Raw genomic sequence first — 25,565 nt, 5'->3', positions numbered from 1 at the left:
ACGCCTATCACTGTATCCTTCATCTGCCGTCCTTTCGCGCAGTCGTTTCTTCCAACGACCATTCTGGCACATTGCGATGCCGTGCGGGGAGGACGGCAACCACCCCATCTCGAAGACACCGGCGGCCGCAGCGACGAAATCGCCGGCCGCCCCGCCAAATTATTCCGGTTCAGAATCGATTTCGCCGTGGCCCGATCCATTCAGACCCTGTCCCTCTCCCTGCCGCTCGCCAGCGATCAGGCCCGGCATGAAACCATCGATACGCTGCTGAAACCAGTCACATCTGAAGACACGGCCCGCCCCGAAACACCCGACGCGACAACACCCCCCGACCCGTAAAAGACAAACACGGACCGACCATCCCCGCACCGCAACCCGCCACGTGCGACGCGGAACAGTAACCGTTTGCTGACATTTATCTGCGACAAAACCAGGACCGAACCCGCCGGACCGCCTCCGCGACCCCGTGCGGATCTCCCTCCCGGACACAATCCCGGCTGCCGGAGAGTTTTCACGCCGGAGCCAGGGCCGAACAGGAGCCGGAACAGAGACAGCCGGGGCAGGGAAGGGGAGGGCGCCCCGCCATCAGCCCGCATCCGCGAAGACCGGCGCTTCGCCCGCAGCAGAGGACGCTCCGATGACCACCAGAATCGATCTGCACACCCTGCGCGGACAGCCCGTCATCGTCGGCGCCGGCGTCGCCGGACTCCTGACCGCCCTCCATCTCGGCGACAGACCCTGCGTCCTCGTGTCCTGCGCCGAACCACTCGGCATCGGAGCGCTCCCCTGCGGGGTCGCCGCCGCACTCGGCACGGAGGAAACCGCCACGGCCCGCGCAGCCCGGACCCTGCAAAACAGCGCCGGTCTCGCATGCCTGGAGACCGTCCAGTGCATCACCTCCGCCATGGGAGGCGTGATCGACACGCTGGGCCGGCTCGGAATCACCGTGGCAGCCGGCACGCATGATTCAGGCTACGCCCTGCACGCGGCACTTCTCGCCGCCGTTCACGCCCGCCCGACAGTCACGATCATAGCGCCGGCAGCCCTCCGGCGCCTGATTCTCGTCGACGGACAGGTCGCCGGCATTGTCATCGACGCCGCCGGCAGGACCATTACCCTCGATACGGACGCCGTCATCCTCGCCACCGGCGGCGCATGCGGCCTGTATAATGACGCGCTCGTTCCCGCATCCGCCATCGGCCGGGGCCTCGCCGTGGCCGCACGGGCCGGCGCGGAACTGTCAGATCTCGAATTCGTCCATTTTCATCCCTTCGCCCTCTCACTGGGCAACACGCCCGGCGCCGGCGTCGCCATTCCGTTCAGCCTGTACGGACCCGACGCGCTGCTGCTCGACGAACAGGGAGAAAAGCTCGAAGGCCAGACCAGCAACCCGGCATTCGTGGCCCGCGCGGTCGCCGAACGGAAAGCCGCAGGCCACGCCGTGTTTCTCGATCTGCGAAAAATCGTAACATCAGGGCCGCCGAAGCCCGGCAGCGTCCTCGCGTCCTTTCTTTCGCTCTGCCACGCCCGCGGCATCGATCCCGCCACACAGGCGCTCCCTGTCAAACCGGCCGCAGCCTTCCACATTGGCGGCATCCGGACGGATGTCAGCGGCAGAACGTCTCTGCCCGGCCTCTGGGCCTGCGGAGAAGCCGCCTGCACCGGATTTCACGGCGCCTCTCTGTGCGAGGGAAACGCCCTGCTCGAAACCGTCGTGTGCAGTCAGTTCGTCGCCACGGACGTGCTCGGCCGCATCACGCCCCCGTTCCGGGATATTTCCGGCATCAGGGAGGACCAGTCTCTGCCACGCGGCCTGCTGGCCGTCGTCCGCAAAGCCCTGTCGACATCAATGGGCCCCGCACGGACTCAGGACATTCTGACCAGCGCCCTCGTTCCGATCGCACGATTCGCGGAATATGACGACGTCGCCCTGATCGCCGAAATGATGCTCATATCGGCCCTGAAACGTCAGGAAAGCCGCGGCGATCATTTCCGTTCGGATTTCCCAACGGCCGGAGCCACGGCGCGCCACATCACACTGACAGCAGCCGAGGTCCATATCGCAGCCAGGCTGATCGCCCGGGACCACCCCGTCGCCTGGTCCATCGACGGCGCCCCGCTGGCCAGCATGCTCAACAGCTAAACCAGGTCTCTTCCGCCCGACCTCTCCGGAGCTCCGCTTCTCTGTGAAGTTTCCCGCGCAATTTTCCTCATGGCGCTCCCCGTGAAGCATCGCGATGCCGGAAACCGCTCACCGAGCCCCGACAACCAGTCCGGAAAACTGAGAAACCGACACACCGCACCGCCATCCATCGCAACGGACGGCCTCATCCCTTCACCCGACCGCCTCTCCATCATAACTGCCGGATACGGCATCGAATCCCTCAGGCCAGCCCCCGAAACCCCATCACCCTCCGGAATCACATCAGCCCAGGGAGCGAACCGCATCCAGAAGCGGGAACGGCGCATCCCAGACGCCATCCCGCGCCTGTCCGTCCCCGCCAACCGCCAGAAAATCCGCCATCCGCACCAGCTGATCCAGCCGCGCGGTCTCCGTCCCGTGCTGCAACCCGCCGGCATATTCAGCCACCACCGGCAGCTCCATCATCTCCGTCCACCACTGCAGCAACCCGATATCCGCCTCGCCGGAGGTCTCCGAAAACGGCCCGAACGAGATATAATCAGCTCCGTCCTCACCCGCCTGCATCGCCACATCCCGGCTCGTGCCGCAAAAGGCGCCAAGCTGAAGCGCATCGCCAGCCACACGCCGCGCCGCCGGAACATCGGCCCCATCGACATGCACACCGTCACACCCCGTCTCGCGCGCAAGCTCCGGCAGCCTGTCGAGCATCAGAGCCGCCCCGCAATCCTGAATCGTCGCGCGAAGCACCCCGATCTCCCGGACAAGCACCTCGCGCGGCGCCGATGCGAGCCGGAGCCTGACAGCCGCAACCGGAAACGCCGATAAAACCTGACCAAGCCGCGGCAGAAACGCAGCCGCGTCCGAAAGAACCGGCGTCACCAGATAAAGTTCGCACCCGCCTGATTCATCCGCTGTTCCGTTCCGCGCTGCCGCCATCGTGCCTTCTCCCATAAGCCCCGGATATGCTCCGCCAGAGCTCCCCTGTCTACGCACCTGCTCTGCGCCCGCCCGCCCGCGCATCCCCAGCCCCAGGCCACGCACCCGCACAGAGCGCCACCCGCGAACCAGCCCGCAACTGCCCCGCCGCAGAGCGAACCCGCCTCAGAGAGCCTCCCCGCTCTCCCACATCCCATCGTCGTCACCGGCCGCCACCCGCTCCCTCACATCCCGCGCCGTCAGACCCGGCGTCACGGCAATGGCCTCCGGACGGCAGGACAGCACTCCGGCGTTCAGAGAAGCCGCCAGCACAGTCACCTGCGTGTATTGCGGACACTCAGGGTCCAGGACGATCCAAGCCTGCCCACGAGAAAGCGCGGCCACAGCCCGTCCCGCCTGTGCGCCACAGTCGAGAATATCGATAAATTCAGACCCAGGCTCCGTCATCCTGCCCCGGCCCGGCCCGGCAGCAGCCGCATCAGACCCTTCCGCATCAGTCTCCTCTGCTCCGGTTTCTTCCAGGCCGGTCTCTTCCGGCCCCGCCCGGAGCGCAGCCATCAGCGCCATCCACCAGGGCGACCCCATCCAGGCCGCGGCCCCGGGAGGAGACAGCAGAACCGGCAGAACACCCAGCTCACGACCAATAGCCAGTGCCCGCCGTCCCTCCGCGAGCGAGCCGACCACAAACGTGACGCGACACGACGCCGCCCCATGACAAACCATCTTTCCGGATGACGGCGTGCGGATCATGCTTGACGTTCCATCCCATGCGGGTGATCTGTGACCCTGTATTTCAACGCACAGGCAGGGCTGCACAAGTGTCGGACAGAGGCGAAGACAGACACGACGACCCGATGGCCGGGGCACCGGCGCCCGGCGACCCGCTCATCAGGCTGCGTACCGCCCTTGACCGGATCGCCTTCGCGCTCGAACGCCGTAAATCCGCCCCCCCGCCCGAACCACAGATCGCCGAACCGCCGGCGCCTGAACCGCAAACGCCTCCGCCCGGCCCGGATCTCAGGGAAGTCGTCGCCAGAATCGACGAAATCATGGCCGGAATCCGCGAAGTCCTCAGCCACGACGCAGCCCCGCCCGCCGCCGAAGACAACCGGACCCAAACGGAAGAGACGAATACGGCGGAAACAAACACGACGGTAACGACCACAGCGGAAAAGCAGAGTTTCGCACCCGTCGTCGAAAATCCAGAAGGCTCCCACCCAGGCCCGTCCCCGGAGACAGCGCCTTACACCGGAGCTTCCTTCACGGAAGATCCGTATCAGAACAGCCCCCCGACCGGACACAATCCCCCGTCATCAGAACCCTGGTCGCCAGAGACTCAGTCACCAGAGCCTGTCGCGCACGAACCCTTCCACCAGGCCCCCCTCCCGCAGGAACCGTGGTCACCGGAACCCCGGCAATCAGAATCCTGGTCGCCGGAACCGGCCCCTCAGGAACCTCTCTCACAGCAGACCTGGTCACCGGAGCCTCAGCCCGCATGGTCCCCGCCGTCATGGACCGACACGGACAATAATCACAACCATGACGGCGGCAACCATAACGCCGGCAATCACAGCGGCGGACCGCATTCCGGGCCGGAACAACGATATGGCGGGGAGGGATAAACATGCCCCAGGTCACTGTTCGCATTAACGGATACGCCTACGCGATCGGCTGTGAACGCGGCGAGGAACAGCACCTGCTGGCCATGGCCCAGGAAGTCGAGAAGCGCGTCAGCCGGGTGCGTAATCTCGGTTTCAGCGGAGAGGCAAAGGTCCTCGTCCTGGCCGCCCTTCTCATGGCGGACGAAATCTCCGACGTCTCGGCGGAAAAACTGCCGGTCGAGACGCATAACGCCATCATCGCCGGCGAACAGGCCTCGAAAGAGAACGCTTATCTGCTCGAACAGATTTCTTTGCTCGCCGAGCGCACCGAAACCATTGCAGACGCGCTTGAGCACGACTAAATAGGAAGTGCGGGGCTGCCCGGTGCGTCAGGTCATTCAAACCCCTGGGCCGATAAGCACTTCCTCGGGAGCTGGCGCTGCTGTGATCGTGGTCATGGTATCCGGCGCCCACCTGTTACTGACAGGTCCTGGAGGTTGTATACGCCAACGGCCATGGTGGCTCCGCAAATGTTTTCCAATACACACATGCATGACGATCCGCCGGACATAGCCGCCGCCAAGCGCGCCCTCCGCGCCACATGCCAGGCAGCGCGCCAGCCCGACAGGACCACGTCGGAAGCCGTCCACACCAGACTGCTCGATCTGCTCCTGAGCCACGACGACGCCCGGACCATTGCCTGCGTCTGGCCCCTCGACGGCGAAATCGACCTGCGCCCCCTCTGCAAAGCGCTCCACGACCAGGACCGCATCGTCTGCCTGCCAGACACTCCCAGAAGAGGCTACCCGCTCACCTTCCGCCTCTGGACCCCGGCCAGCATCATGCTCGAAGGCCGCTTCGGAACCCGTCACCCCGACGGCCCCGCCATCCGCCCCGACTTCATCCTCGTCCCGATGCTCGCCTTCGACCGCCGCGGTTATCGCCTCGGCTACGGCGGCGGCTATTACGACCGCACCCTCGCCACACTCCCCGATGCCAGACCCGTCGGTTACGCCCTCTCCACCCAGGAACAACCCGCCATCCCGACCGGCCCCCACGACATCGCGCTCCCCCTGATCGTCACCGACCGCGAAACCATCCGCTGCTGAAAAGTCATGATGCCAGCGCGCTCTGTCGCGAGGCTTTTCCGGAACGCCATAAAGCAAAACCGTCCGTCCGTTCCCGATCTCCAGGCAATTATTTTATCTGAACTCTGTCAGCTCCGGCGGGATAAACGGAAGATCCGCTTTTAAGAGACGGCTACAAAAGTGATGCAGGGACAAAAATTCTTATAACAAACTGATCGTATTCTGCTTTTCTGATTCCAGCCCACCTGTTCGCCTCGGCCAGGAACAGAGAGTAACCAGCGATAAGTCTTTGATAAAAAGAAATAAAAATTTCCGGGCGCCGCCTTTTTCCAAAAGGGCGACGTATTCTGAAGATTCCTGAAAAAAGCTTCATCAAAAACGTCTTCATAATTAACCGGAGGCTGCCTGGAAGGCTTCTGAAACAGCCTCTGAGAAACACACGTGACTGGCTGACGTTTTGTTCCGGCATGCATCGCCCCGCTGAGCGACACATGGAAACACATGTGCGTTCTTCCCGGAAGAAAAAGAGGCGACACAGGATGGACCGCAAAACCACGCATACAGGCACTGCGCTGCTGCGCCGCACACTTCTGAAGATCGGAGCCGCACTGCCGTTCCGGGGCACTACGGCAACAGAAAGCGCCGCCAGAGCCGGCACGCGTCCCGACAGCCAAAACCTGAACGGATGGCCCGATGAAGCTGCATGGAAGTCCCTGCGGGCAGAGGTGGGTGACCGCCTCTCCGCCGTTGTCGCATTGGATTTCACCGATCCTCATGTAGCCAAGCAGCTCTCCAGCCCGTTCTTTATCCGGGATCAGGCAGCCCTGACACAGTCGTCAGGCTGGATCGACGGCTGGCAGTCGACACCCGGCGCCTGTGCCGTTCGCGCGCGCAGCGCATCCGATGTAGCCGCAACCATACGCTTTGCATCGCAGCACAATGTCCGGCTCGTTATCAAAGGCGGCGGCCACAGCTATCTCGGAGGATCGAACGCCGCCGGCTCCCTGCTCCTGTGGACGCGCGACATGAACGACATCGTCCTGCATGACCGGTTCATTCCGGCCGGAACACACGCCGCCCCGGTGCCGGCGGTCTCGCTCGGCTCCGGCTGCATCTGGCTGGATGCCTATAACGCCGTGACCACCGGGGCAGGGCGTTATGTGCAGGGCGGCGGCTGCACAACCGTCGGCGTCGCCGGATTTGTGCAGGGCGGCGGTTTCGGGAGCTTTTCGAAACAATATGGAACCGGAGCGGGAAGCCTGCTGGAAGCGGAAATCGTGACGGCCGACAGTCGTATCCGCACCGTCAACGCGGCGCAGGACTCTGATCTGTTCCAGGCCCTGAAGGGCGGCGGAGGCGGCACTTTCGGCGTCGTCACGCGCCTGACACTGCAAACGCACGACCTGCCGGCGACGTTCGGCCTCGTTCACTGGCAGATAAGAGCCCGCAGCGACCAGAGCTTTCACCGATTGCTCACAGCTTTCGTGGATGTCTGCGCCGGACATCTTTTCAGCCGCCACTGGGGCGAACAGGCCAGAGCGGGCTCAGACAACCGTCTTGAAATCTTCATGACGCTCCAGGGCCTCGACACACAGACAGCAAGATCATGCTGGCATGATCTCGAAAATTTCGTTTCCGGCAACATGCAGGATTATGAAATCGAGGCTCCGTTTGCACTGACCGTCCTCCCTGCGCGGAGACTATGGGACGGGAACTGGCTGCGGCGTCATAACCCATCCCTCATCATGACCGATACACGCCCCGGTTCATCGCCGGATCACTGGTGGTGGGCAGGAAATACCGAAGAAGCAGGCACGTTCTGGCACGGCTATCAGTCGATGTGGCTGCCGGCGTCTCTTCTGGACAGACAGCAGCGCGCCGCATTCACTGAGGCCTGGTTCGCCTCGACCCGCCACTGGCCCGTCTCTCTGCATTTCAACAAGGGGCTGGCCGGCGGATCGGATGACGCGATCCTGCGCTCCCGTGACACCGTCATGAACCCGGATGCCCTCGGGGCATTCGCTCTGGCGATCATCGCCGGAGAAGGAAAACCGGCTTATACGGGACTTTCCGAAAAAGATCTGATAAAGGCGCGTTCGGTTCAGGAAAAAATTCAACAGGCCTCTGCAAGGTTACGACAGATTGCTCCCGTCGCAGGCAGCTACATATCGGAAAGTGACTACCATCTGACCGACTGGCAACAGGCGTGCTGGGGCACGCATTATGAACAGCTTCTGCAGGTCAAACACCGCTACGACCCGAAGGGACTTTTTACCGTCCATCATGGCGTCGGAACCTGAAAGATGCAGCCAGAGAAGACCTGCGGATCGCATCCGGAAACCGATTCAGGACCAAAATCCCACGCCCGGTATTCCGCCGAAAGGAAACCGGCGTCAGAAACTTTGCTTCAGCAGCCGCCTCCGCCACGAGCACAACCTGACCGGGCGCTTCTTCGCCAGACTGAATCATTACCCTCGCTTCGTTACGACCCTGGCTCCATGCTTATGAATCTGCGGCCTGATCCAGGTCGAGATGCAGAAACTGGTTGAAACTGCCCGGCGTATAGAGACCAAATGCTTCACCACTCCTGAAGCCATACCGGCGATAAAGAGTCAGCGCCGGATCAAACGCCGCGCCACACCCCGTCTCCAGACTCAGCCGCCGAAGCCCCCGGTTTTTTGCGGTCCCGATGATTGTTTCGAGAATTGCGGTTCCCACACCTTTTCGAATGAAATCGGGACGTGTCCGCATGGATTTCACTTCGGCTGTATCGGCCGATAACATTTTCAACGCGCCAATCCCGGCGACACGCCCCTGATGCCAGGCCGTCCAGACCGTCACGTCCGGCGCCGTGAGGCCGGATAAGTCGAGCGCATGGACACACCCGGGAGGGGACTGGGCGCGCATCCCTGCGAGATGCAGCGCGAGCAGTTCGCGCGTCTGCTCTCCTGACAGATCGTCTTCCCGGATTTCGAACATACGAGTCACCTCATCGAATGACATTCACACCATGTCCGCATTCTGAAGCAGAGCAAACAGGCACCGGCGTCGTCAATGAACGACACATGCCTCTCCATCCGGCACAACCCAACGGATCAGCAGAACCCCTTACTCTTCCAAAACCTCCCCGCGATACTGCGTGGCTTCGTAAAGACGGGGAACAGTCGTCATCGTCATACAGCCGGACAACAGAAACAGAGCCGCCTCATATCCCACCTGATGGAGCGACCGGATGTCCAGAAGCGACTGCGCCATCAGGATAAAAAAGCCGGTCATCGCAATGACGGCAGTCGCAATATAACCCGCGCTGTTCCCGGCCCGCTGCACCGCAAGCTCCCGCTCATCCGGCGGCACGAAAGCAGAGCCGGAGCTAAAGACCGGCGCAGCAATATTGACGAGTACCAGCACGAACAGCGCAGGCAGAACGCAGGCCGGCACAGCCACGGCAATCATCGCGGCCAGTAGCGCAACCCCCATCATGATGGCAGGAACCCACACCCTGCGCCTGAACGCCGGACGCCCGGCCGACTGTCGCCTCACCGCCGACCAGGAGCGTAAAAACCGTGCGACACCGCTGTTCAGGATCGCGCCGTCCACGCGTTCCGCCAGTGATCTGTCCTGCCAGCGCTTCATGAGCCTCTCCCTTGCCGAAGCAGTGACGCCACGCTTTCGAACGGGCTGAATGAGAAAATCGCTTCCACCGGAACATCGAAAACCTGTGCTATTTTCATGGCAAGTTCCAGGCTCGGCTTATAATCGCCCCTCTCCAGGTAGCCGATCGTCTGCGGATTAACGTCAACCCGCTCAGCCAGAGCCTTCCGCGTCATTCCTTTTTCAGCCCTGAAAACGGAGATTCGATTAAACATAAGAAAATGCCACATATATGTTGTGTAAACACAATAGATTTATGTGCGTACACAAAAATTCATACTACAGAACCTCTCAGTTCGATAACGAGAATCCAGGCAGCACCAGGTCCGGACAGCCTGTATCCGCTCTGCGGACCGCAATCAGGCTCACTGTAAATCACGAAAAAGGGAACGATTATCTCCGGTGCCCCCAAAAGACCGAAGCAGCCGGGGAGCCGTTCCGGATCAATCCTCTGACAGACAGCGCGATCCCGTTCGTTGCCTCCGCTCATTCCCGGCAACGCGACATGTTCGCTGCATTGACGGCTCCGCCCGGAGTATAAGGCTATGATATCCAGGCCGAAAGATAATTTACGACTTCATCTGTGAGGAAAATTACTCTGAGACGCCTCTGAATCCACCACAGAAAACGGATAAAAATGAGTCTTTTCGTGAAAATACCAAGAATTATTGCAGTCATCACCGAACTCATTACAGCGATTCAGAGCAGGATGGCTGAATGTCATCTGCCGCAGGACAGCCGGCACGAAGACAAAACACGCGGAAAATTAAAGACTTTCCATTCCGAAGACCTGCACGCCTTTTGAAGGATTTTCCAGATAATGACGCAACCTGGTTTCAAGTGACCCAATGTGGATCTCAAGCTTATGCCCGTCCGGATCGAGAAAGTAGACCGAGGCCCCCTCGCTTTTGTTTTCTTTCCATATCACACAGTTCAGTCTCAGCTTTTCGCTTATGACGACATAATCTTCGTCAGAAATACTGAAAGCGATATGAGTATAGTCCGGATGCGGTAATGATCTCACAGTGTCGTCGCGGGACAAACACAGCCAGATCGTTCCCGCTTCGAGATAGGCTCCGTCAGACCACACAGCGCGCACCACGCACCCGAGAATATCGCGGTAAAACGCAAGAGAGCGCTCTAAATCCGCTACCGCCAGTGTAATGTGATTCAGTCCGGTAATTGTCATGTGCAACCCGACCAGATTATCGAAACTGATCATGATCCGCTTTCAGAACAGGGACAACATGATCCGGATATCGTGATGAAGGCGAAAACCGACATCCCCGGACCAGGAAATACATCCCCCCAAAAAACCCCGGCCGTCCCCGCATTTTGGCATTTCCCGCTCCCCGGCCTATACCCTCCGCAACCGACTACAGCCCCGGAACCAGGAGAACGGCGTGCGAATACTGTTTCTGGGAGATATCGTCGGACGCTCCGGACGGGACGCCGTCCTCGCCCGCGTCCCGGACCTCAGACGCACCCTCCGCCTAGACCTCATCATCGCCAACGCCGAAAACGCCAGCCACGGCTTCGGCCTGTCACCCGCCATCGCCCGTGATCTCATGGCCTGCGGCGTCGACGTCATCACCCTCGGAAACCACGCCTGGGACCGCCGCGACCTGATCGGCGAAATCGACTCCCTCGCCACCGTCATCAGACCGCTCAACTTCCCGCCCGGCACGCCGGGGCAGGGGAGCACCGTCATCACGCTGGCCGACGGCCGCCGCGCCCTCGTCGCCAACGTCATGGGCCGCCTGTTCATGGACCCGCTCGACGATCCGTTCCGCCTCACGCTCGAACTGCTGTCCCGCCACCGCCTCGGCGTCACCATGCAGGCCGCCGTCGTCGATCTGCACGCGGAAGCCAGCAGCGAAAAATGGGCCTTCGGACACGCGCTCGACGGCAAGGTCTCCCTCGTCATCGGAACCCACACCCACACCCCCACCGCCGACCACCGCATCCTCGCCGCCGGCACCGCCTTCCAGAGCGACGCCGGCATGTGTGGCGATTACGACAGCGTCATCGGCATGCAGAAAGACGCCGCCATCACCCGCTTCATCCGCAAGATGCCCGGCGAACGCCTCCAGCCCGCGGAAGGCGAGGCCACCATCGCCGGCCTCATGATCGAAACCGACGACACAACCGGCCTGACCCGTAAAGTCGCCCCCCTGCGCCAGGGCGGCATGCTCTCACAGACCCTGCCGGATTTCTGACAGGCGGCCCGTCAGACCCCTGTTAAGCCACGTGTCAGGCCACTTTCTGCGCCGGACTGACAATCCCCACCCGCAGCGCGGGATCGCCGCTGAACGTCGAAGATCCCGTATGCGTCAGGATCAGCGACGGATCGAGCCACACCTCGCCGCCAATCGCCCGCCAGCGATGGCAGAAAGCAAAGTCCTCGCTCAGATACGTCTTCGTCTCCGGATCGATCATGCAGTCGAACAGCGCGTGCGCTTCAGCCTCCGGCATCGGCGCCGACTCAGTCTGCCCCACCGGCGCGTCGATCCGGCTGTAGCGCGTCTCGGGATAGGCCTGAATCATCCGCGAAACCGCCTCCCGGCTGATCAGCATGAACCCGGTCCCCGCATAGCCCGCCTTCACCAGCGCACCCTCCGCGCCCCGCAGCGGCCGCGCCTCATGCAATGACTCGCTCTCGCCGACATAACGCAGAGAAGCCGTCACCGGCGGCTCGCCACGCCGGATCTGCGCTTCCGTCAGCGCGTCCCAGTAACGGTCCTTGAGCGGATAAAGACCCGCCACCACATCCCGGCCCGCCGCCACGATACGCGGCAGCGCGTCCGGAGAAAAACCGATATCACTGTCGACGAAAAGAATATGCGTGGCGCTGCTCTGCGCCATGAACTGATGCAGCAGCGTATTGCGGGAGCGGGTAATGAGCGCGTCATTCCCGATCATCGAAAGCGTGAGTTCAATGCCATAGTGCTGCGCGGTCGCCATACACCCAATGACCGACTGCATATAATTCTGCGTCACAAGGCCACCGAAACACGGCGTCGCAATAAAAACATGGGGGGAGGAGGTCAAAGCGTTCACGCACATCCGGCCTTATCAGAACGGACCACCGGAGGCGCGCGCCTCCCGCAGGCGTGAATCCGCTCTGAAAATAAGTGTTGGAGAGCATCCCCGCCGAACAGGACTTCAGCCGACCATCAGTGGAAATGCTCCGGTTCACCCTATCCTGAACCGGACCGGTTTCGATCTGCTTAATGCGCCCTCAGAGACTGTCTCAAAAGCTCCTCACAACAACCTTTTGAAAAAAGGCGGTGTCTTCCGAAACAGTCTCCTGTTCCTATTCCTCCACGATCGGCTCCCAGTGTCCGAGCCCGACATTGCGGAACTGCGGAACATGCGCCAGCGCCTGCACCATGGCCGCGTCCACGCCAAGTTTCCGGCGCCACGCCGTCCCGTCCGTCAGAATGGCGCCCAGCCCCACAACCTCAGCCGACGCCTGCCGCGCCAGCGCCAGAGACGCCATAAAGCTCGAACCCGTCGCAATCACATCGTCAACCACCACCACCCGGCGATGCATCAGCAGCGGCAACGCCGCCCGGTCGAGCCGAAGCTCCTGCGTGCCATGCGACGTAACCGAGGACAGCGAATGCGTCAGCGCGTCGGCCAGATGCTTCTTGGGCGATTTCTGCAGAATGATATACCGGTCAAGCCCGAGATGACGCGTCACCTCAATCGCAACGGGAATGCCAAGCGTCGCCGTCCCGATGACGATTTCCGGCTCCAGCGGCCGGAACCGCTCCGCCAGCGCCGCCCCGATATGCTCGCCAAACGAGACCCCAAGATCGGTGATCATCATCAGCGCAATCGCCCGATCCGGAGAAACCGGCGTAATCGGGAGCGTAAGCTCATACCCGGCGACATCAACGGTCCAGGAAGTCTGGGCACGGGGTGGTTCGTTCTGCGTCATCATTTCCGCTCTGTCGTCAGAAGAAGAGGGCGCCAGAGGCCCCCATAATCCGGACCCCTGTAAAACGGGCCCGGTAACCTCGCCTCCCTGAACCGGCCCTGTAAGCCGGCACCAGGCAGGACATCGTGGCTATACAGCCTGTTCAGCTCGTCCGGCAGCCCGGATACCGGTAATCCGATCCGGCAACCCGCTCCGGAAAACCGGAAACCCCGCCCCGGACCCGAAGGAGCGGACCTACTCCGTAATCGTGTCGAACCCGTCCTCAGGCGGCAACGCGCGCGGCTTGCGATGCTCATCCAGCGCGACAAACGTAAACTTCCCCTGCGTCACCTTCCGGCGATCGTTGCTGTTCCGAGCCCGCCGCCAGGTCTCGACATGAACGATGATCGAGGTTTTTCCCGTCTGCGTGATCTTCGTGTAGATGCTCACCTCATCACCCACCACGACAGGCTCGTGAAAGATGAAGCTGTCGATCGCCACCGTCACACAGCGGCCCTTCGCCCGGAACGCGGCGGCCGTGCCGGCGGCGAGATCCATCTGCGAGACAAGCCAGCCGCCAAAAACATCACCCGCCGGATTGGTGTCCGTCGGCATGGCAACAACACGGATCGTGGGAATCACTTCCGGTGGATAAGATGAAGTCGGCACACGAATAATCCCTGGTACAAACGTGACGCTCTTCTCAAAGGCCCGACAGAACCGCCCCTCACCGGAACGGCGGCTCGTCGAAACCACGGAGCTTGCGGGAATGTAGCCTCGCAACCCCCTGTCTGCGCAACAGCCGCATCGTCTCGATGCCCACCGTCAGATGCTGACTGATCCGCTCACGATAGAAAGCGTTGGCCATGCCTCGAAGTTTCAGTTCTCCATGCAGCGGCTTGTCGGAAACACACAGCAGCGTGCCATAAGGCACCCGGAACCGGAATCCGTTCGCCGCAATTGTCGCCGACTCCATATCGACCGCAATCGCCCGCGACATGTTGATGTCGGTAAACATCTCCCGCAGCCGCAGCTCCCAGTTCCGGTTGTCCGTCGTCATCACCGTCCCGGTCCGTAGCCGCGTCTTCAGCTCCGCATCCTTCAGTCCCGTCACCTCCGCCGCCACCGACTGCAACGCCACCTGAACCTCCGCAATCGGCGGCACCGGCACCCAGACCGGCAGATCATCGTCCAGAACATGATCCTGCCGCACATAGCCATGCGCCAGCACATAATCGCCCAGCATCTGCGTCCGCCGCAACCCCGCGCAATGCCCCACCATCAGCCAGCAATGCGGCCGCAGAACCGCCATATGATCGGTGATCGTCTTCGCATTCGCCGGCCCGACACCGATATTCACCAGCGTAATCCCGTCCCCGTCCGGCCGCTGCAGATGCCAGGCCGGCATCTGCGGCAGACCCGAAGGCACCGGCCGGTCCACGACACACTCTCCCGAACCGGCGGTCCACACACAGTCCCCGGGCTCGACAAACGCGCTGTAATCGCCGCCCTTCGCAACCTCCGCCAGACCGAAATCCCGGAACGCATCGACATAACGCTGATAATTCGTCAGCAGGATAAACCGCTGAAAATGCCCCGGACTCGTCCCGGTGTAGTGATGCAGCCGCGCCAGCGAATAATCCGTCCGCTCCGCCGTAAACAGCGCCAGCGGCCGCGGCTGCCCCTCCGTCGGAAGATACTGACAGTTGGCGATCGAATCGTCCGTCGCATGCAGATCCGGCAGCGCGAAACGCTCCTGAATCTGCCGCAGATCCGCTTCCGTCAGACCGCTCACCGCCTCCTCAAGAACATAGGGCAGCGGCACAGGACGCCGCGACCGCCCGACATAAACCGGCCGGTTATAATGCCGGAGCAGAATATCGATCTGCTCACGCCAGTAATCGCGAAAAAGCGCCGGCCGCGTCAGCGTCGTCCCATAAAAACCAGGCTCAAGCACCACATCGAACGGCGGCCGCGTCTCCGGCGGCGCGCCCTTCGCGACAAAAAACGCCAGATACGGATACATCGCCCGGTCCGCGACATCGCCCGAACCGTCCCGGAACGCCTCGCGAAGCAGCCTCGCGCTCTCATCGTAAAGCGCCTCGATCCGGGCGACCGCCTCAGAGGCGTCGTCGAACGCAACGAAATCCGTTCCGACAGAAGCCAGACTGTGCAGCGTATCCGTCATCGTTCCGTTTCCCCCGAGTCTGTTCACCTCGCAGCGTACACGTCCGGACCGCCGGAGCGACCTCCGTTCAGACCTCTTCACAAAGAAATTTTCCGCCCCTTCGGCGAAGCGTCATCCACGAAGCTCTCACCGGGAAACGACAGACCCGTACACCGGCAGGAGACCGCAGTCACGGAACCCCCGCCGAGGGCGTCCCGGTAAGAGACTGTTTCAAAAGCCTGATCCTGAAACATTCCCTGAATTATAAAGAAGTTTCTGGTGAAGATTTTTCCGGAAAGCGTCAGGGAACGCCGCCTTTTTGAAAAAAGGCAGCACCCAAAAACTTTTATTTTCTGATCAGAGATTTATCGCTGGGGTGCTGGCTGAAGCGAGCGGATGACCGGAACTTAAAAAATCATAACATCATCAGTCTGTTATGAGAATTTTTATGCATTCAGGGCTTCTGAAACAGCCTCTGAGGCATCCCGATGAATGCGCCCGGTAAAAACGCCCCGCTGAAAACATCCGGGTGAAAGCACCCGCCCGGACGCGCCTCAGTGACGGATCAGAATATAATTGATCGTCACATCCAGATCGAAGTGATCCCCCGCGATATCAGGCGGAACCGGCGGCAATTGCGCTCCCTGGAACATGCCCGTCGTGGACGCGTCGAGCTGATACGATCCGGACTGGTTCGTCAGCCGCACAAACCGCACCCGGCCCTGACGGTCGATCACCACATGAACGGAAGACGGCCCCTCTTCGCCGTTCCGCGCCGCCTCTTCCGGATAATACATGTGATGGCGGATCCAGCGATCCACCTCGGCACTGTAATCGTCGCTCACGCCCCGCGTCGAACTCCGCGTCGCGAACGGGGCGTTAAGCTGCCCGTTCTGAATCATCGGCCCGATCGACAGATCGATCGGCCCGCCCGACCCGCCCGACCGCCCGTGACGCCGGCTGCGACGCGGCGCGGAAGACTGGTCGAACGACAGATCCATCGGAGAATCGAACGGCGAGGGCGCCCGCTGCCGGTGCTGTTCATGACTCACCGACTGATGGCTGGTCGACTGTTTCGTCGTCTTCCTGCTGCCCTGACCGGTATTGCTGGACGCCGGATTGACAGGCGCCGTCTCGTTCGTCGGCTCCGGATATTTTTCGTCGGACGGCGCTTCCGGCACCGGAGGCGCAGCCGGCTTGTCCGTCGTCGGTTTGACAGCCCCCTCGGACTCCTCGGATTTCTCCGGCGTCGCGTTGCTGCTCTGCGACGATTTCGGCGAATCCGTCCCCCCCGCCTGATCCGGCGAGCGCTCGCCCTTCATCCCGCTCTGCGCCGGCGGTGTGACGAACATCATATCGACGGCGCCGGTCTCAGGCGCCTGCGGATTTCCCCGGGGCCGGTGATGCGCGGCAAGCAGGATGGCAAGCGTCAGCAGAGCCAGATGCAGAATCAGCGAAAGAAGAAAAACCGGAATCAGATCCGGATCGGCAAACACCTGCCGCGGCGTCATCGGCGTCTTCGCCGGCCTCAGCCGGCGCGTCCCCGGCATGCGCTCAACCAGCGCCGGTCCGAGACCGGGCCGGCGCCCGTCATCCTCCGGCGGCCGTACAGGCGCCTTCCGCGCCGTGTGTACCAGCCGGAGACCCGATGACGGGATAATGACTGGCTCTGTCTTTTCCCCGGTCCCGGCAGAAGGCCTTTGTGACACCGTCATGAAGCTGGGTCAGTCTCCGGGAAACAGAAAAAGGCGAAAACAGAAAAAAGGCCACCCTGGCGGCGCATGAGAATACCGGATAACCTTGCCATCCGCGCGACAGTCTGGCCACCCTGCCAGGAGCAACTGAGAGGTGACAGAACGTATCGTTCATATCTCCGGTGCCGGGCCAGGAAAATGGTTTCGACCATGTGATAGCGTCATACCGGGTGCAGCGACCAGCATGAAGAAAAAAAACATTCATGATTCAGTGACGGACAAACTTACGCTCGCCAAACCCACAACGACCAAAACTACAACAGCCAGACCCATAACGGCCAAATCCATGGGGGCCAGATCGACACGAGATAAAACCAGGTCAGGCAAACTGACACCCACCAAATCCACACCCGGCAAACTCGCGCCAGGCAAAACCGGGTCAGGCAAACCGGCTGCGGATAAAACCGCGCCGGGTAAAGCCCCTGCGACCAGAACCACTGCGACCAGAGCCACTGGGGCCAGAACCGCCCCCACACCGCTCCCGCGGGCCGCCAGACCGGCTCCGGAAACGCAACCGGAAACCTCCGCGAAACGATCCCCGGAATTACCACCGCAGGCACCCCCGGAAACCTCGCCGGACGCCTTCCCGGAACCGCGCCACCCCGCCGAAGCCGTTCTCGCGGCGGCCGATCCGGATTTCGCGGCCCTGATCCGGCGCACCGGCCCCTGCGGTCTCACACCCGACCGGACAGGCGAGCCCTACGAGGCCCTCGTGCGGGCCGTGCTGTATCAGCAGCTGCACGGCCGCGCCGCCGCCGCCATCTTCGGACGGCTCAAAGCCCTCTCTGACGACAGATGCCCGCCGCCCGAAATCCTGCTCGCCCACCCGTTTGACACGCTGCGCGCCTGCGGACTGTCCGCCCGCAAGATACAGACCCTGCAGGCCCTCGCCCAGGCCCGGCTGGACGGTATCGTGCCCTCCCGCGCCGAAGCGGGCCACATGAGCGAGGAAGACCTGATCCTCCGCCTCACAAGCCTGCGCGGAATAGGCCGCTGGACCGTGGAAATGCTGCTGATCTTCACACTCGGAAGGCCGGACGTCATGCCCGTCGACGATTTCGGCGTCAGCGAAGGATGGCGCAGACTGAAAGGGCTCGAAACCCGCCTCCGCCCCCGCCAGCTCGCCGAAGCCACAGCCAGCCTCGCACCATGGCGCTCCGTCGCAGCCTGGTATCTGTGGCGCGCCGCCGGTGAAGGCAAAAAGACCGACAGCAGCAATCCCGTGACCGGCTGAAACAGTGGCTGGCTCAGATAAATGATCGCCTGAGACAATAAAGACGATCATCAAAATGACCGCCTGAAAAAACCGGCCGGGATAACTGACCGGAACAGATCTCCCGGCGTCCGCCGACCTGGCAGCAAGCCGGACGCGGACCGACAGCGTTTGCCATTCTTTACCCTGTATCCTGAAGGAACGCAGGCCCGCCGAACTGAAAGGGCAGGGGGCCGTGCCTTCCGGAACATGGAGCAAAGCCCTGCCACCGGGTCCCCGTATCCACACTTCCGGCAAAACACAGAAATATCAGTTTTTTAGCTCCGGCAATGAACCCTGCGTGCCCTGGATCGTTTTTCATTCAGAGAGACCCGTTCAGGGTCGTATATGAAAGGAACAGTGCCATGGGTGAATTCACTGATAAGGTCAAAGGCGCAGGCGACAAGGTCGTGGGCAGCGTCAAAGAAGGCGTCGGCAAGGCGATGAACGACAAGGAGCTTGAGGCAAAAGGCAAGCTTCAGCAGGTCAAGGGAAGCGCCGAAGAGACCAAAGGCAAGGTTAAAGGCGCCATCAACGACGTCTGATCCTCTCTCTCCCTCGACTGACTACCCCTTCGCGCGGGGCCGGTTCCACCGGCCCCGCGTTTTCGTCTCAGCGAGCCTCAAAGAACACTCCACAAGAAGTATCCGATAAAACAATAAAAGTTTTTGGGTGCCGCCTTTTTCCAAAAAGGCGGCGTTCCTGGAAGTTTTCCGGAAAAAGCCTCACCAGAAACTTTATTTATAATGAACCGGACGTCTCACAGGCGGTCCTCAGAAACAGTTCCCACAAACCGCCAGAAAGCCCCACGTCACCCGCCGGCATAACCCCGGTGCCGGAAACTCACCGCCTCCGCGACATGCCGCGACAGCACCGACGCCGAACCGTCAAGATCGGCAATGGTCCTCGCCACCCGAAGCAGCCGTGTGAAGCCACGCGCCGAAAGACGCAGTTTCCGGGCCGCATCCGCCAGCAACGCCTTCGCGCCGGCATCCAGTTCAAACCCGTCAGGCGGTGCCTCAGCATTCCGAACCTGCTGCCCCCGCAGATGCTGCTGAACCCGCGCCGAGACAACCCGCGTCGCAATGACCGAAGAGGCCTCGCCAGGAGGCGCCCCCATCAGATCAACAGGCGACAGCGGCTGCACGCCAACCCACAGATCGATCCGGTCCAGCAGCGGACCGGACAGACGACCAAGATAATCCTCTCCACAGCGCGGCGCCTTCCGGCACTCGCGTGACGCATCGCCCAGATAACCGCAACGACACGGATTCATCGCCGCCACAAGCTGAAACCGCGCCGGATACGTCACATGCACAGCGGCCCGCGCAATCGTTGTCTGCCCCGTCTCCAGCGGCTGCCGGAGCGACTCAATCGCCTGTCGCGAAAACTCCGGCAACTCGTCAAGAAACAGCACCCCGCGATGCGCCAGACTGATCTCCCCCGGCTTCGCCCGCGCGCCGCCGCCCACAAGCGCCGGCTGACTCGCCGAATGATGCGGATCGCGAAAAGGCGGCCGCCGGATCAGCCCGCCATCCATCACCAGCCCCGCCGCACTGTAAATGCGCGTCACCTCCCGCGATTCCTCATGCGTCAGATCCGGCAGAAGCCCCGGCAGCCGCGCCGCAAGCATCGATTTCCCCGAACCCGGCGGCCCCGACATCAGCAGGGAATGACCCCCCGCCGCCGCAATCTCAAGCGCCCGGCGCGCCACATCCATGCCCCGGACATCAGCCATGTCCACACCATCCGGCTCCCGCTCACGGGGCAGCGGAAATTCCGGCGGCGTAAGCTGTTGCTGCCCGCGAAAATGATTGACCAGCGTGGTCAGATCCGGAGCAGGAAGAATGTCGCCGCTGCCGCCATACAGAGCCTCAGTCCCCTGAACCGAAGGACAGATCAGCCCGAGCGACATGGACTTCGCCTCGATGGACGCCGAAATCACCCCCGCAACCCGGTTGACCCGCCCGTCCAGCGAAAGCTCGCCCAGAACGGCATACCGCCCCAGCTCCTCGATCGGCACAATCTCCATCGCCGCCAGCACGGCCAGCGCAATCGGCAGATCGAAATGCGATCCTTCCTTGAGCAGATCGGCCGGCACCAGATTGACCAGAATCCGCTTCGGCGGCAGCGCCAGACCCATCGAGGTCAGAGCCGCCCGGACCCGCTCCCGCGCCTCGCCAACCGCCTTGTCAGGCAAACCAACGATCAGAAAAGCAGGAAGGCCATTCGCGATCTGGACTTCCACCCAGACCGGAATGGCCTCAATCCCCGAAAACGTAAAAGACCGGACGCGGGTGTTAATCATCCCGGAACACCGGACACCCGTATTCTCCGCCCATTAACCGCCCTGATAAATCAGACGCGCCCGGATCGTCCCGTCCAGCCCGCGCAGGTTCTCAAGCAGACGATTGTCCTTGTCCGTGTCGTTCCCCGTATCCGCCTCGACGACCACATAGCCAATCTCGCCATCCGTCTGCAGATACTGCGCCGTCACGTTGCAGCCCTCACGGGTGAACAGCTCGTTGATCTTCGCCATCGTCCCCGGAACATTGCGATGAACATGCATGAACCGCGTCCCGCGCGGACTCTGCGGCAGCTGCACACTCGGGAAATTCACCGCGCCCAGCGTCGAGCCGATATCCGAATATTCCACCAGCTTGCGCGCCACCTCGACACCGATCCGCTCCTGCGCCTCAGCCGTCGAACCGCCGATATGCGGCGACAGGATCACATTGTCGATCTCCCGCAGCGGCGAGACGAACTGCTCGCCCGCGCTCTTCGGCTCCTTCGGGAACACATCGATCGCCGCCCCCAGCAGATGACCGGATTTCAGCGCCTCGGCCGCCGCATCCAGATCAACCACATTGCCGCGCGCGTTGTTGATCAGGAACGAACCCTGCTTCATCTGCGCGATCTGCTCACGCCCGATCATGTTCTTCGTCGAAGGCAGCTGCGGCACATGCAGACTCACCACATCACTCTGCGACAGCAGACTCTCCAGCGTGTCGCACGCCACCGCATTGCCATGCCCGAGCTTGTCGACCACATCGTAATACAGCACCCGCATGCCGAACGCCTCGGCCAGAACCGAAAGCTGCGACCCGATCGACCCGTAACCGACAATGCCCAGCGTCTTGCCGCGCACTTCCCAGCTGTTCGTCGCCGACTTGTCCCAGCGCCCCTCATGACAGCCCACCGAACGCGGGAAAATCCTGCGCATCAGCATGACAATCTCGCCCATGACCAGCTCGGCCACAGAGCGCGTGTTGCTGTAAGGCGCGTTGAACACAGGAACTCCACACTCACGCGCCGCATCCAGATTCACCTGATTGGTGCCGATACAGAAGCAACCAATGGCGAACAGACGGTCAGCGCCCTCAATCACCTCGCGCGTCAGCTGCGTCCGGGACCGGATGCCCACAACATGCACGCCCTCAAGCGCGGACCGCAGCGCCTCGCCCTCAAGCGCGCCCTTATGACGCGTCACATTTTCATAGCCGCTCGCCTTCAGCAGAGCGACCGCGCTGTCATGCACGCCCTCCAGCAGAAGAATGCGGATTTTGTCCTTGGAAAGGGACAGATGAGGAATCATTCAGTTGGCTCGTAGCAGTTACGGCGGTCCCGGTATCATGGCCCGACCCGGTTGAAAAAAAGAGCCCGCCGGAAAGGCCGGGCCGTCTCGATGCTCCCGCGGGTCCAGGGCTCACGCCTCGTCCCTGCTGCCTTTGCGGGCCTGATTGCGGGAGCGCTGCCATAGCATGTTTCCTCAAAGGCGAAAATCGGCCATCCGGCAAAACGCAGAGGAGCCATAACAGCCAGGCGGGCCTTATAAATTACGAGACATTTCTCAGAACTCCGCCCTGAACCCCGCCAGAGCTCGCGAACCTCCGGAAACCATTTTTATTCTGACATTTATGGATGTTGCCAGCAACAAACGGACCAGCTCTCCCCCCACACCTGAAAGGGATCGTCAGCCGCAGGCGCACGACACTCCGCTTCACCCCATTTATTTTAACAAACCGGGATCAAAGGAACCGCGTCCCTTTGTGCAGCCCGGGGCAAATCCCCGAAAAACCACCACGCCTACACCTGCAAAACATACAAACACCGATGTTTTCATAAACCAGCGCACGAAGAGCATAACGCGAAGGCACGCCGCGCCCGACACTCCTTGCCAAGTCAAGGCAGAGCCCGCAATCTCCCCACCCGCAGAATCCGCAACCGACGGAGCCCCATTACCCCCGCAGACACGCCACCGCATCGTTCAGCCGCGCCGCATCACCCACCGCCAGAACCGTCCCGTCCCCGCCAGCCCGCAGCGCATCCCCGTTCCAGTCCGTCATCCGCCCGCCCGCGCCCTCAACCACCGGCACCAGCGCCGCCCAGTCCCAGACCTTCATCGCACACTCGGCAATCACATCAATCTGCCCCAGCGCCAGCAGCCCGTAAGCATAACAGTCGCCACCCCAGCTCACCCGCTTCACCGAAGCCTTCAGCTTCCCCCACACGTCCCGTGGCGCATCCTCCAGCATCTCCACAGACGTGCAGGACAGATCCGCCCCCGCCAGCGCGGAACACCGCCGCGTCGCAGCCGGCTGCCAGCCCGCAGCACTCCCGAACCCCGGCCGAAATACAGTCGGACGCCCCTTCACCCCAAGCCACCGCTCACCTGTCACCGGCTGATCGATCACCCCCAGGACCGGCTCCCCGTCATACGTCAGCGCAATCAGCGTCCCGAAGGTCGGCCGCCCGGTAATAAAAGCCCGCGTCCCATCAATCGGATCAAGCGTCCACCGATACCCCGCACCCTCATTCTCCAGCCCGAACTCCTCACCCAGAATCCCATGCTCCGGATGCCGCTCCACCAGAACCGCCCACATCACCCGCTCCGCCGTCCGGTCCGCCACCGTCACCGGGCTCGCATCACTCTTGTCATCACTGCCAATCGGCGCCCGGAAATAAGGTCGGATCACCGTCCCCGCCACATCCGCCAGCGCCAGCGCCGTCCCCGTCAAAACATCAAAATCATGAGCCACAAAAAGCGCCTTTCAGAACGTTCCCACCTCAGGGCGCTGCCCTGAAACCCGCCAGAGACCATTGGCCTTCGGGAGCCATTTTAAGAGGGTAATTATCCCGTTTGTAAATATGACTGCTATGGCCGGGGAGCAGAAGGTTCGATCATAATTGATCTGAAAACATAACCGGACAGGCCCGATCAGCCAAAATCAGATCGGGACACCTCCAGGATTCCGGGAAAATATTGAAAACCTGACAGGATGCATGACCCATTCGATTACAGCACTGGCAGAATGTTCATTCTCTGTCGCGCCATGCCAGAAGGCAGAGGGCCTGCAGACAGACCGCCCCCAGTGGCAGCCAGACAAATCCGGCCATAATCCAGAACGACAGATCCGGTGGCTGCGTCACTCCGCCCTCGACGTAATGGCCCTGTGACAGGAACTGCGCCAGAACGAAGCCGGTCAGTCCCATCGCCAGTTTCGTAACCCACGTGTTGATCGAATACGCCAGCCCGACCGATCCGGTCGAGGTGCGCGGATCACCATCATCCACGGCTTCCGCCAGCAAGGTGTAATACAGCGGAGACATCACGCCCTGCGCCAGCGCCAGAAGAGCCACGGCCAGGAAAAAGCCGGTCATGGACGCACCCGCCACAGCCATCATCAGATAGGCCGCCCCCTGCGCGATCAGGCATATGACCCCGCTGCGGACGGTTCCCACCCACCGGGCAAGTGGAAGGCACGCGGGCACGCCCGCAAACAGCAGGACGGTGATGAAGGTAATGATATTGGCGCCCAGTTGCTCCGTGCCACCAAGAACGATCCGGGCATAATACAGGGCAAACCCGAACAGGGCCGCCTGTCCCACGAAATAAAAAAACGCGAGAAGGTTGCTCAGCACCCATCGCCGGTTTCCCAGCAGATGGCGCAGCGTGACCAGAAGATTCTGCCGGACCGGTGCGGGCGGATGCCTTACGGTGCAGCCGCGCGCCACGCACAGCCACAGGAGACTGCCCAGAACCGACAGAGCCAGCACATAGACCGCCATGCCGTACCTGTGCTGCGCCGCGCTTTCGCCTCCACCCAGCCAGGTGATGGCGGGAATGGTCAGCAACGCCACAAGCAGCGACCCGGCCTGACAGCCCATCATACGGAACGCATTCAGGCCAACGCGCTGTGTGGCGGAGCGGCTCATCATGACGGCCAGCGCACCATAGGGCGTATTGATGCAGGAATAGATGGCACCAAACACGATATAGGTCGCTCCGGCCCACACAACTTTTCCCGCAGATGAAAGCGGCAGGGCCAGAAAGCACAGAAAACCCGTTATGCCGAAAGGAATGGCAAGGGAGCGGATCAGGCGCGGCACGATCAGCCCGCCGATACGGTCAATAACATAGCCGATGGCCGGATCGCAGAAGGCATCCACAACACGGGCCACCAGCAGTATCCATGATACGGCAACCGGCGGCAGACCATATATATCTGTATAATAATACATCAGGTAGGATGACATCATGCCCCACATCATGTTGGAGGCCGCATCACCACAGCCGTAGGCCATCTTTTCTTTTACGGAAAGCGCCTGCCTGTTCTCCATTATTCTGCTTTTCCTGAAATTTCAGACCAGGCCGTACGCTGTCATGTGGTTATAAGATAACAAGCCGGACCGGACGCCGTCAGTCCAGTGTCAGTTACCGTGTCCGCTTTAAAGAATAATGCCACAGCGCCTTTTCGTCTCAGATGAGGCGACTACAGCCTGTCTGGTGCCATTCACTGAGCAGACAAGCTGTTTGGCGGGGAGAGCAGAACGTCCGCTATCTGCGCCCGAACCTAAAATAGCAGACATTTCTGTTCGTCTAAACTGTATGTCGAGCAATGTTAAAACCTGCCTCTGGCACGGGTGGCGTGAAACCTTGAGGATGTAGCGCTGCCGATGATAATCTCACTGCACGATCCAGAACAGTCCGGCCTTATGAAAGCCATTGAATGTTTGATTCAGGGAAATTTGTATCAGCTGGCGATAC

Annotated in this window: 23 protein-coding genes, 1 other RNA gene and 1 pseudogene; 10 read left to right on the top strand and 15 right to left on the bottom strand. The window is 61.5% G+C overall.

Annotation, left to right across the window (positions count from 1 at the left end; translation table 11 throughout):
• Positions 1-339, top strand: a pseudogene (locus tag GOB93_RS16905) (hypothetical protein); the annotation flags it as partial.
• Between the two features lie 298 nt (positions 340-637).
• Positions 638-2,143, top strand: a complete 1,506-nt coding sequence (locus GOB93_RS16900; protein ID WP_173584663.1) for an FAD-binding protein — start codon at positions 638-640, stop codon at positions 2,141-2,143.
• 282 nt (positions 2,144-2,425) lie between these two features.
• On the opposite strand, the gene GOB93_RS16895 is transcribed toward GOB93_RS16900, so the two are convergent.
• Both GOB93_RS16895 and GOB93_RS16890 read right to left on the bottom strand, forming a co-directional pair.
• Entirely contained in the window at positions 2,426-3,079 is a 654-nt protein-coding gene (locus GOB93_RS16895) for a thiamine phosphate synthase (protein ID WP_173584662.1), read from the bottom strand.
• A 165-nt stretch (positions 3,080-3,244) separates the two neighbouring features.
• The gene (locus GOB93_RS16890; protein ID WP_173584661.1) at positions 3,245-3,829 is read right to left on the bottom strand and encodes a hypothetical protein; all 585 of its coding nucleotides are present in this window, start codon (positions 3,827-3,829) and stop codon (positions 3,245-3,247) included.
• A gap of 68 nt (positions 3,830-3,897) precedes the next feature.
• Between GOB93_RS16890 and GOB93_RS16885 the strand changes: the two genes are divergently transcribed.
• The 5 genes from GOB93_RS16885 to GOB93_RS16865 all read left to right on the top strand — a co-directional run bounded on the left by GOB93_RS16885 (position 3,898) and on the right by GOB93_RS16865 (position 8,068).
• Positions 3,898-4,701, top strand: a complete 804-nt coding sequence (locus tag GOB93_RS16885; protein ID WP_173584660.1) for a hypothetical protein — start codon at positions 3,898-3,900, stop codon at positions 4,699-4,701.
• Positions 4,702-4,703: 2 nt separating this feature from the next.
• On the top strand, positions 4,704-5,042 hold the full coding sequence (locus tag GOB93_RS16880; RefSeq protein ID WP_173584659.1) for a cell division protein ZapA: 339 nt from the start codon (positions 4,704-4,706) through the stop codon (positions 5,040-5,042).
• Positions 5,043-5,051: 9 nt separating this feature from the next.
• Positions 5,052-5,209, top strand: a non-coding RNA gene (gene ssrS, locus GOB93_RS16875) — 6S RNA.
• A 1-nt stretch (position 5,210) separates the two neighbouring features.
• Positions 5,211-5,789, top strand: a complete 579-nt coding sequence (locus GOB93_RS16870) for a 5-formyltetrahydrofolate cyclo-ligase (protein WP_408742414.1) — start codon at positions 5,211-5,213, stop codon at positions 5,787-5,789.
• Positions 5,790-6,307: 518 nt separating this feature from the next.
• Positions 6,308-8,068, top strand: coding sequence for an FAD-dependent oxidoreductase (locus GOB93_RS16865; RefSeq protein ID WP_198912711.1), 1,761 nt, complete (start codon positions 6,308-6,310; stop codon positions 8,066-8,068).
• 202 nt (positions 8,069-8,270) lie between these two features.
• On the opposite strand, the gene GOB93_RS16860 is transcribed toward GOB93_RS16865, so the two are convergent.
• From GOB93_RS16860 to GOB93_RS16845, 4 genes are all read right to left on the bottom strand, one after another.
• On the bottom strand, positions 8,271-8,771 hold the full coding sequence (locus GOB93_RS16860; RefSeq protein ID WP_242010864.1) for a GNAT family N-acetyltransferase: 501 nt from the start codon (positions 8,769-8,771) through the stop codon (positions 8,271-8,273).
• 105 nt (positions 8,772-8,876) lie between these two features.
• The gene (locus GOB93_RS16855) at positions 8,877-9,401 is read right to left on the bottom strand and encodes a hypothetical protein (protein ID WP_173584657.1); all 525 of its coding nucleotides are present in this window, start codon (positions 9,399-9,401) and stop codon (positions 8,877-8,879) included.
• A complete protein-coding gene (locus tag GOB93_RS16850) occupies positions 9,398-9,634 on the bottom strand; it encodes a helix-turn-helix transcriptional regulator (protein ID WP_173584656.1) in 237 nt (78 codons plus the stop codon). The genes GOB93_RS16855 and GOB93_RS16850 overlap by 4 nt, the downstream gene beginning before the upstream one ends.
• 551 nt (positions 9,635-10,185) lie before the next feature.
• Positions 10,186-10,608, bottom strand: a complete 423-nt coding sequence (locus tag GOB93_RS16845) for a VOC family protein (protein ID WP_173584666.1) — start codon at positions 10,606-10,608, stop codon at positions 10,186-10,188.
• A 214-nt stretch (positions 10,609-10,822) separates the two neighbouring features.
• Between GOB93_RS16845 and GOB93_RS16840 the strand changes: the two genes are divergently transcribed.
• Positions 10,823-11,638 carry a YmdB family metallophosphoesterase gene (locus GOB93_RS16840; protein WP_173584655.1) on the top strand — a complete coding sequence of 272 codons (816 nt, stop codon included), beginning with the start codon at positions 10,823-10,825 and terminating at the stop codon, positions 11,636-11,638.
• A 34-nt stretch (positions 11,639-11,672) separates the two neighbouring features.
• On the opposite strand, the gene GOB93_RS16835 is transcribed toward GOB93_RS16840, so the two are convergent.
• The 5 genes from GOB93_RS16835 to GOB93_RS16815 form a co-directional block, all read right to left on the bottom strand.
• On the bottom strand, positions 11,673-12,479 hold the full coding sequence (locus GOB93_RS16835; protein ID WP_173584654.1) for a hypothetical protein: 807 nt from the start codon (positions 12,477-12,479) through the stop codon (positions 11,673-11,675).
• 256 nt (positions 12,480-12,735) lie between these two features.
• Positions 12,736-13,368, bottom strand: coding sequence for a phosphoribosyltransferase family protein (locus GOB93_RS16830; RefSeq protein ID WP_173584653.1), 633 nt, complete (start codon positions 13,366-13,368; stop codon positions 12,736-12,738).
• 231 nt (positions 13,369-13,599) lie between these two features.
• Positions 13,600-14,013 (bottom strand): acyl-CoA thioesterase, encoded by a 414-nt coding sequence (locus GOB93_RS16825; RefSeq protein ID WP_408742413.1) that lies wholly within the window; start codon positions 14,011-14,013, stop codon positions 13,600-13,602.
• Between the two features lie 58 nt (positions 14,014-14,071).
• Positions 14,072-15,532, bottom strand: coding sequence for an AMP nucleosidase (locus GOB93_RS16820; protein WP_173584652.1), 1,461 nt, complete (start codon positions 15,530-15,532; stop codon positions 14,072-14,074).
• A 533-nt stretch (positions 15,533-16,065) separates the two neighbouring features.
• Positions 16,066-17,226: an energy transducer TonB gene (locus GOB93_RS16815; protein ID WP_173584651.1), complete on the bottom strand. Its 1,161-nt coding sequence runs from the start codon at positions 17,224-17,226 to the stop codon at positions 16,066-16,068.
• Positions 17,227-17,449: 223 nt separating this feature from the next.
• On the opposite strand from GOB93_RS16815, the gene GOB93_RS22145 reads away from it, so the two are divergent.
• Positions 17,450-18,499 (top strand): DNA-3-methyladenine glycosylase family protein, encoded by a 1,050-nt coding sequence (locus tag GOB93_RS22145; protein WP_338422406.1) that lies wholly within the window; start codon positions 17,450-17,452, stop codon positions 18,497-18,499.
• Between the two features lie 383 nt (positions 18,500-18,882).
• Positions 18,883-19,062 (top strand): CsbD family protein, encoded by a 180-nt coding sequence (locus GOB93_RS16805; protein WP_173584650.1) that lies wholly within the window; start codon positions 18,883-18,885, stop codon positions 19,060-19,062.
• Between the two features lie 266 nt (positions 19,063-19,328).
• Here GOB93_RS16805 and GOB93_RS16800 read toward each other — a convergent pair whose 3' ends face one another.
• The 4 genes from GOB93_RS16800 to GOB93_RS16785 all read right to left on the bottom strand — a co-directional run bounded on the left by GOB93_RS16800 (position 19,329) and on the right by GOB93_RS16785 (position 25,138).
• Positions 19,329-20,825, bottom strand: coding sequence for a YifB family Mg chelatase-like AAA ATPase (locus tag GOB93_RS16800; RefSeq protein WP_173584649.1), 1,497 nt, complete (start codon positions 20,823-20,825; stop codon positions 19,329-19,331).
• Positions 20,826-20,858: 33 nt separating this feature from the next.
• Positions 20,859-22,112: a phosphoglycerate dehydrogenase gene (serA, locus tag GOB93_RS16795; protein ID WP_173584648.1), complete on the bottom strand. Its 1,254-nt coding sequence runs from the start codon at positions 22,110-22,112 to the stop codon at positions 20,859-20,861.
• Between the two features lie 643 nt (positions 22,113-22,755).
• Positions 22,756-23,556 carry an inositol monophosphatase family protein gene (locus GOB93_RS16790; protein WP_173584647.1) on the bottom strand — a complete coding sequence of 267 codons (801 nt, stop codon included), beginning with the start codon at positions 23,554-23,556 and terminating at the stop codon, positions 22,756-22,758.
• A 277-nt stretch (positions 23,557-23,833) separates the two neighbouring features.
• Positions 23,834-25,138, bottom strand: coding sequence for an MFS transporter (locus tag GOB93_RS16785; RefSeq protein WP_173584646.1), 1,305 nt, complete (start codon positions 25,136-25,138; stop codon positions 23,834-23,836).
• Between the last annotated feature and the right edge of the window lie 427 nt (positions 25,139-25,565).

It is taken from the genome of Acetobacter musti (assembly GCF_011516835.1).
GTDB classification, from domain to species: Bacteria; Pseudomonadota; Alphaproteobacteria; order Acetobacterales; family Acetobacteraceae; genus Acetobacter; species Acetobacter musti.
This window is presented reverse-complemented; position numbering and strand designations above follow the sequence as displayed.

Bases quoted from the DNA above. Each gene is read 5' to 3' on its own strand.
- GOB93_RS16900 (WP_173584663.1), top strand. From the start codon at position 638: ATGACCACCAGAATCGATCTGCACACCCTGCGCGGACAGCCCGTCATC.
- GOB93_RS16895 (WP_173584662.1), bottom strand. From the start codon at position 3,079: ATGGCGGCAGCGCGGAACGGAACAGCGGATGAATCAGGCGGGTGCGAA.
- GOB93_RS16890 (WP_173584661.1), bottom strand. From the start codon at position 3,829: ATGATCCGCACGCCGTCATCCGGAAAGATGGTTTGTCATGGGGCGGCG.
- GOB93_RS16880 (WP_173584659.1), top strand. From the start codon at position 4,704: ATGCCCCAGGTCACTGTTCGCATTAACGGATACGCCTACGCGATCGGC.
- GOB93_RS16870 (WP_408742414.1), top strand. From the start codon at position 5,211: ATGTTTTCCAATACACACATGCATGACGATCCGCCGGACATAGCCGCC.
- GOB93_RS16865 (WP_198912711.1), top strand. From the start codon at position 6,308: ATGGACCGCAAAACCACGCATACAGGCACTGCGCTGCTGCGCCGCACA.
- GOB93_RS16860 (WP_242010864.1), bottom strand. From the start codon at position 8,771: ATGTCATTCGATGAGGTGACTCGTATGTTCGAAATCCGGGAAGACGAT.
- GOB93_RS16855 (WP_173584657.1), bottom strand. From the start codon at position 9,401: ATGAAGCGCTGGCAGGACAGATCACTGGCGGAACGCGTGGACGGCGCG.
- GOB93_RS16850 (WP_173584656.1), bottom strand. From the start codon at position 9,634: ATGTTTAATCGAATCTCCGTTTTCAGGGCTGAAAAAGGAATGACGCGG.
- GOB93_RS16845 (WP_173584666.1), bottom strand. From the start codon at position 10,608: ATGACAATTACCGGACTGAATCACATTACACTGGCGGTAGCGGATTTA.
- GOB93_RS16830 (WP_173584653.1), bottom strand. From the start codon at position 13,368: ATGATGACGCAGAACGAACCACCCCGTGCCCAGACTTCCTGGACCGTT.
- GOB93_RS16820 (WP_173584652.1), bottom strand. From the start codon at position 15,532: ATGACGGATACGCTGCACAGTCTGGCTTCTGTCGGAACGGATTTCGTT.
- GOB93_RS16815 (WP_173584651.1), bottom strand. From the start codon at position 17,226: ATGACGGTGTCACAAAGGCCTTCTGCCGGGACCGGGGAAAAGACAGAG.
- GOB93_RS22145 (WP_338422406.1), top strand. From the start codon at position 17,450: ATGAAGAAAAAAAACATTCATGATTCAGTGACGGACAAACTTACGCTC.
- GOB93_RS16805 (WP_173584650.1), top strand. From the start codon at position 18,883: ATGGGTGAATTCACTGATAAGGTCAAAGGCGCAGGCGACAAGGTCGTG.
- GOB93_RS16800 (WP_173584649.1), bottom strand. From the start codon at position 20,825: ATGATTAACACCCGCGTCCGGTCTTTTACGTTTTCGGGGATTGAGGCC.
- serA (WP_173584648.1), bottom strand. From the start codon at position 22,112: ATGATTCCTCATCTGTCCCTTTCCAAGGACAAAATCCGCATTCTTCTG.
- GOB93_RS16785 (WP_173584646.1), bottom strand. From the start codon at position 25,138: ATGGAGAACAGGCAGGCGCTTTCCGTAAAAGAAAAGATGGCCTACGGC.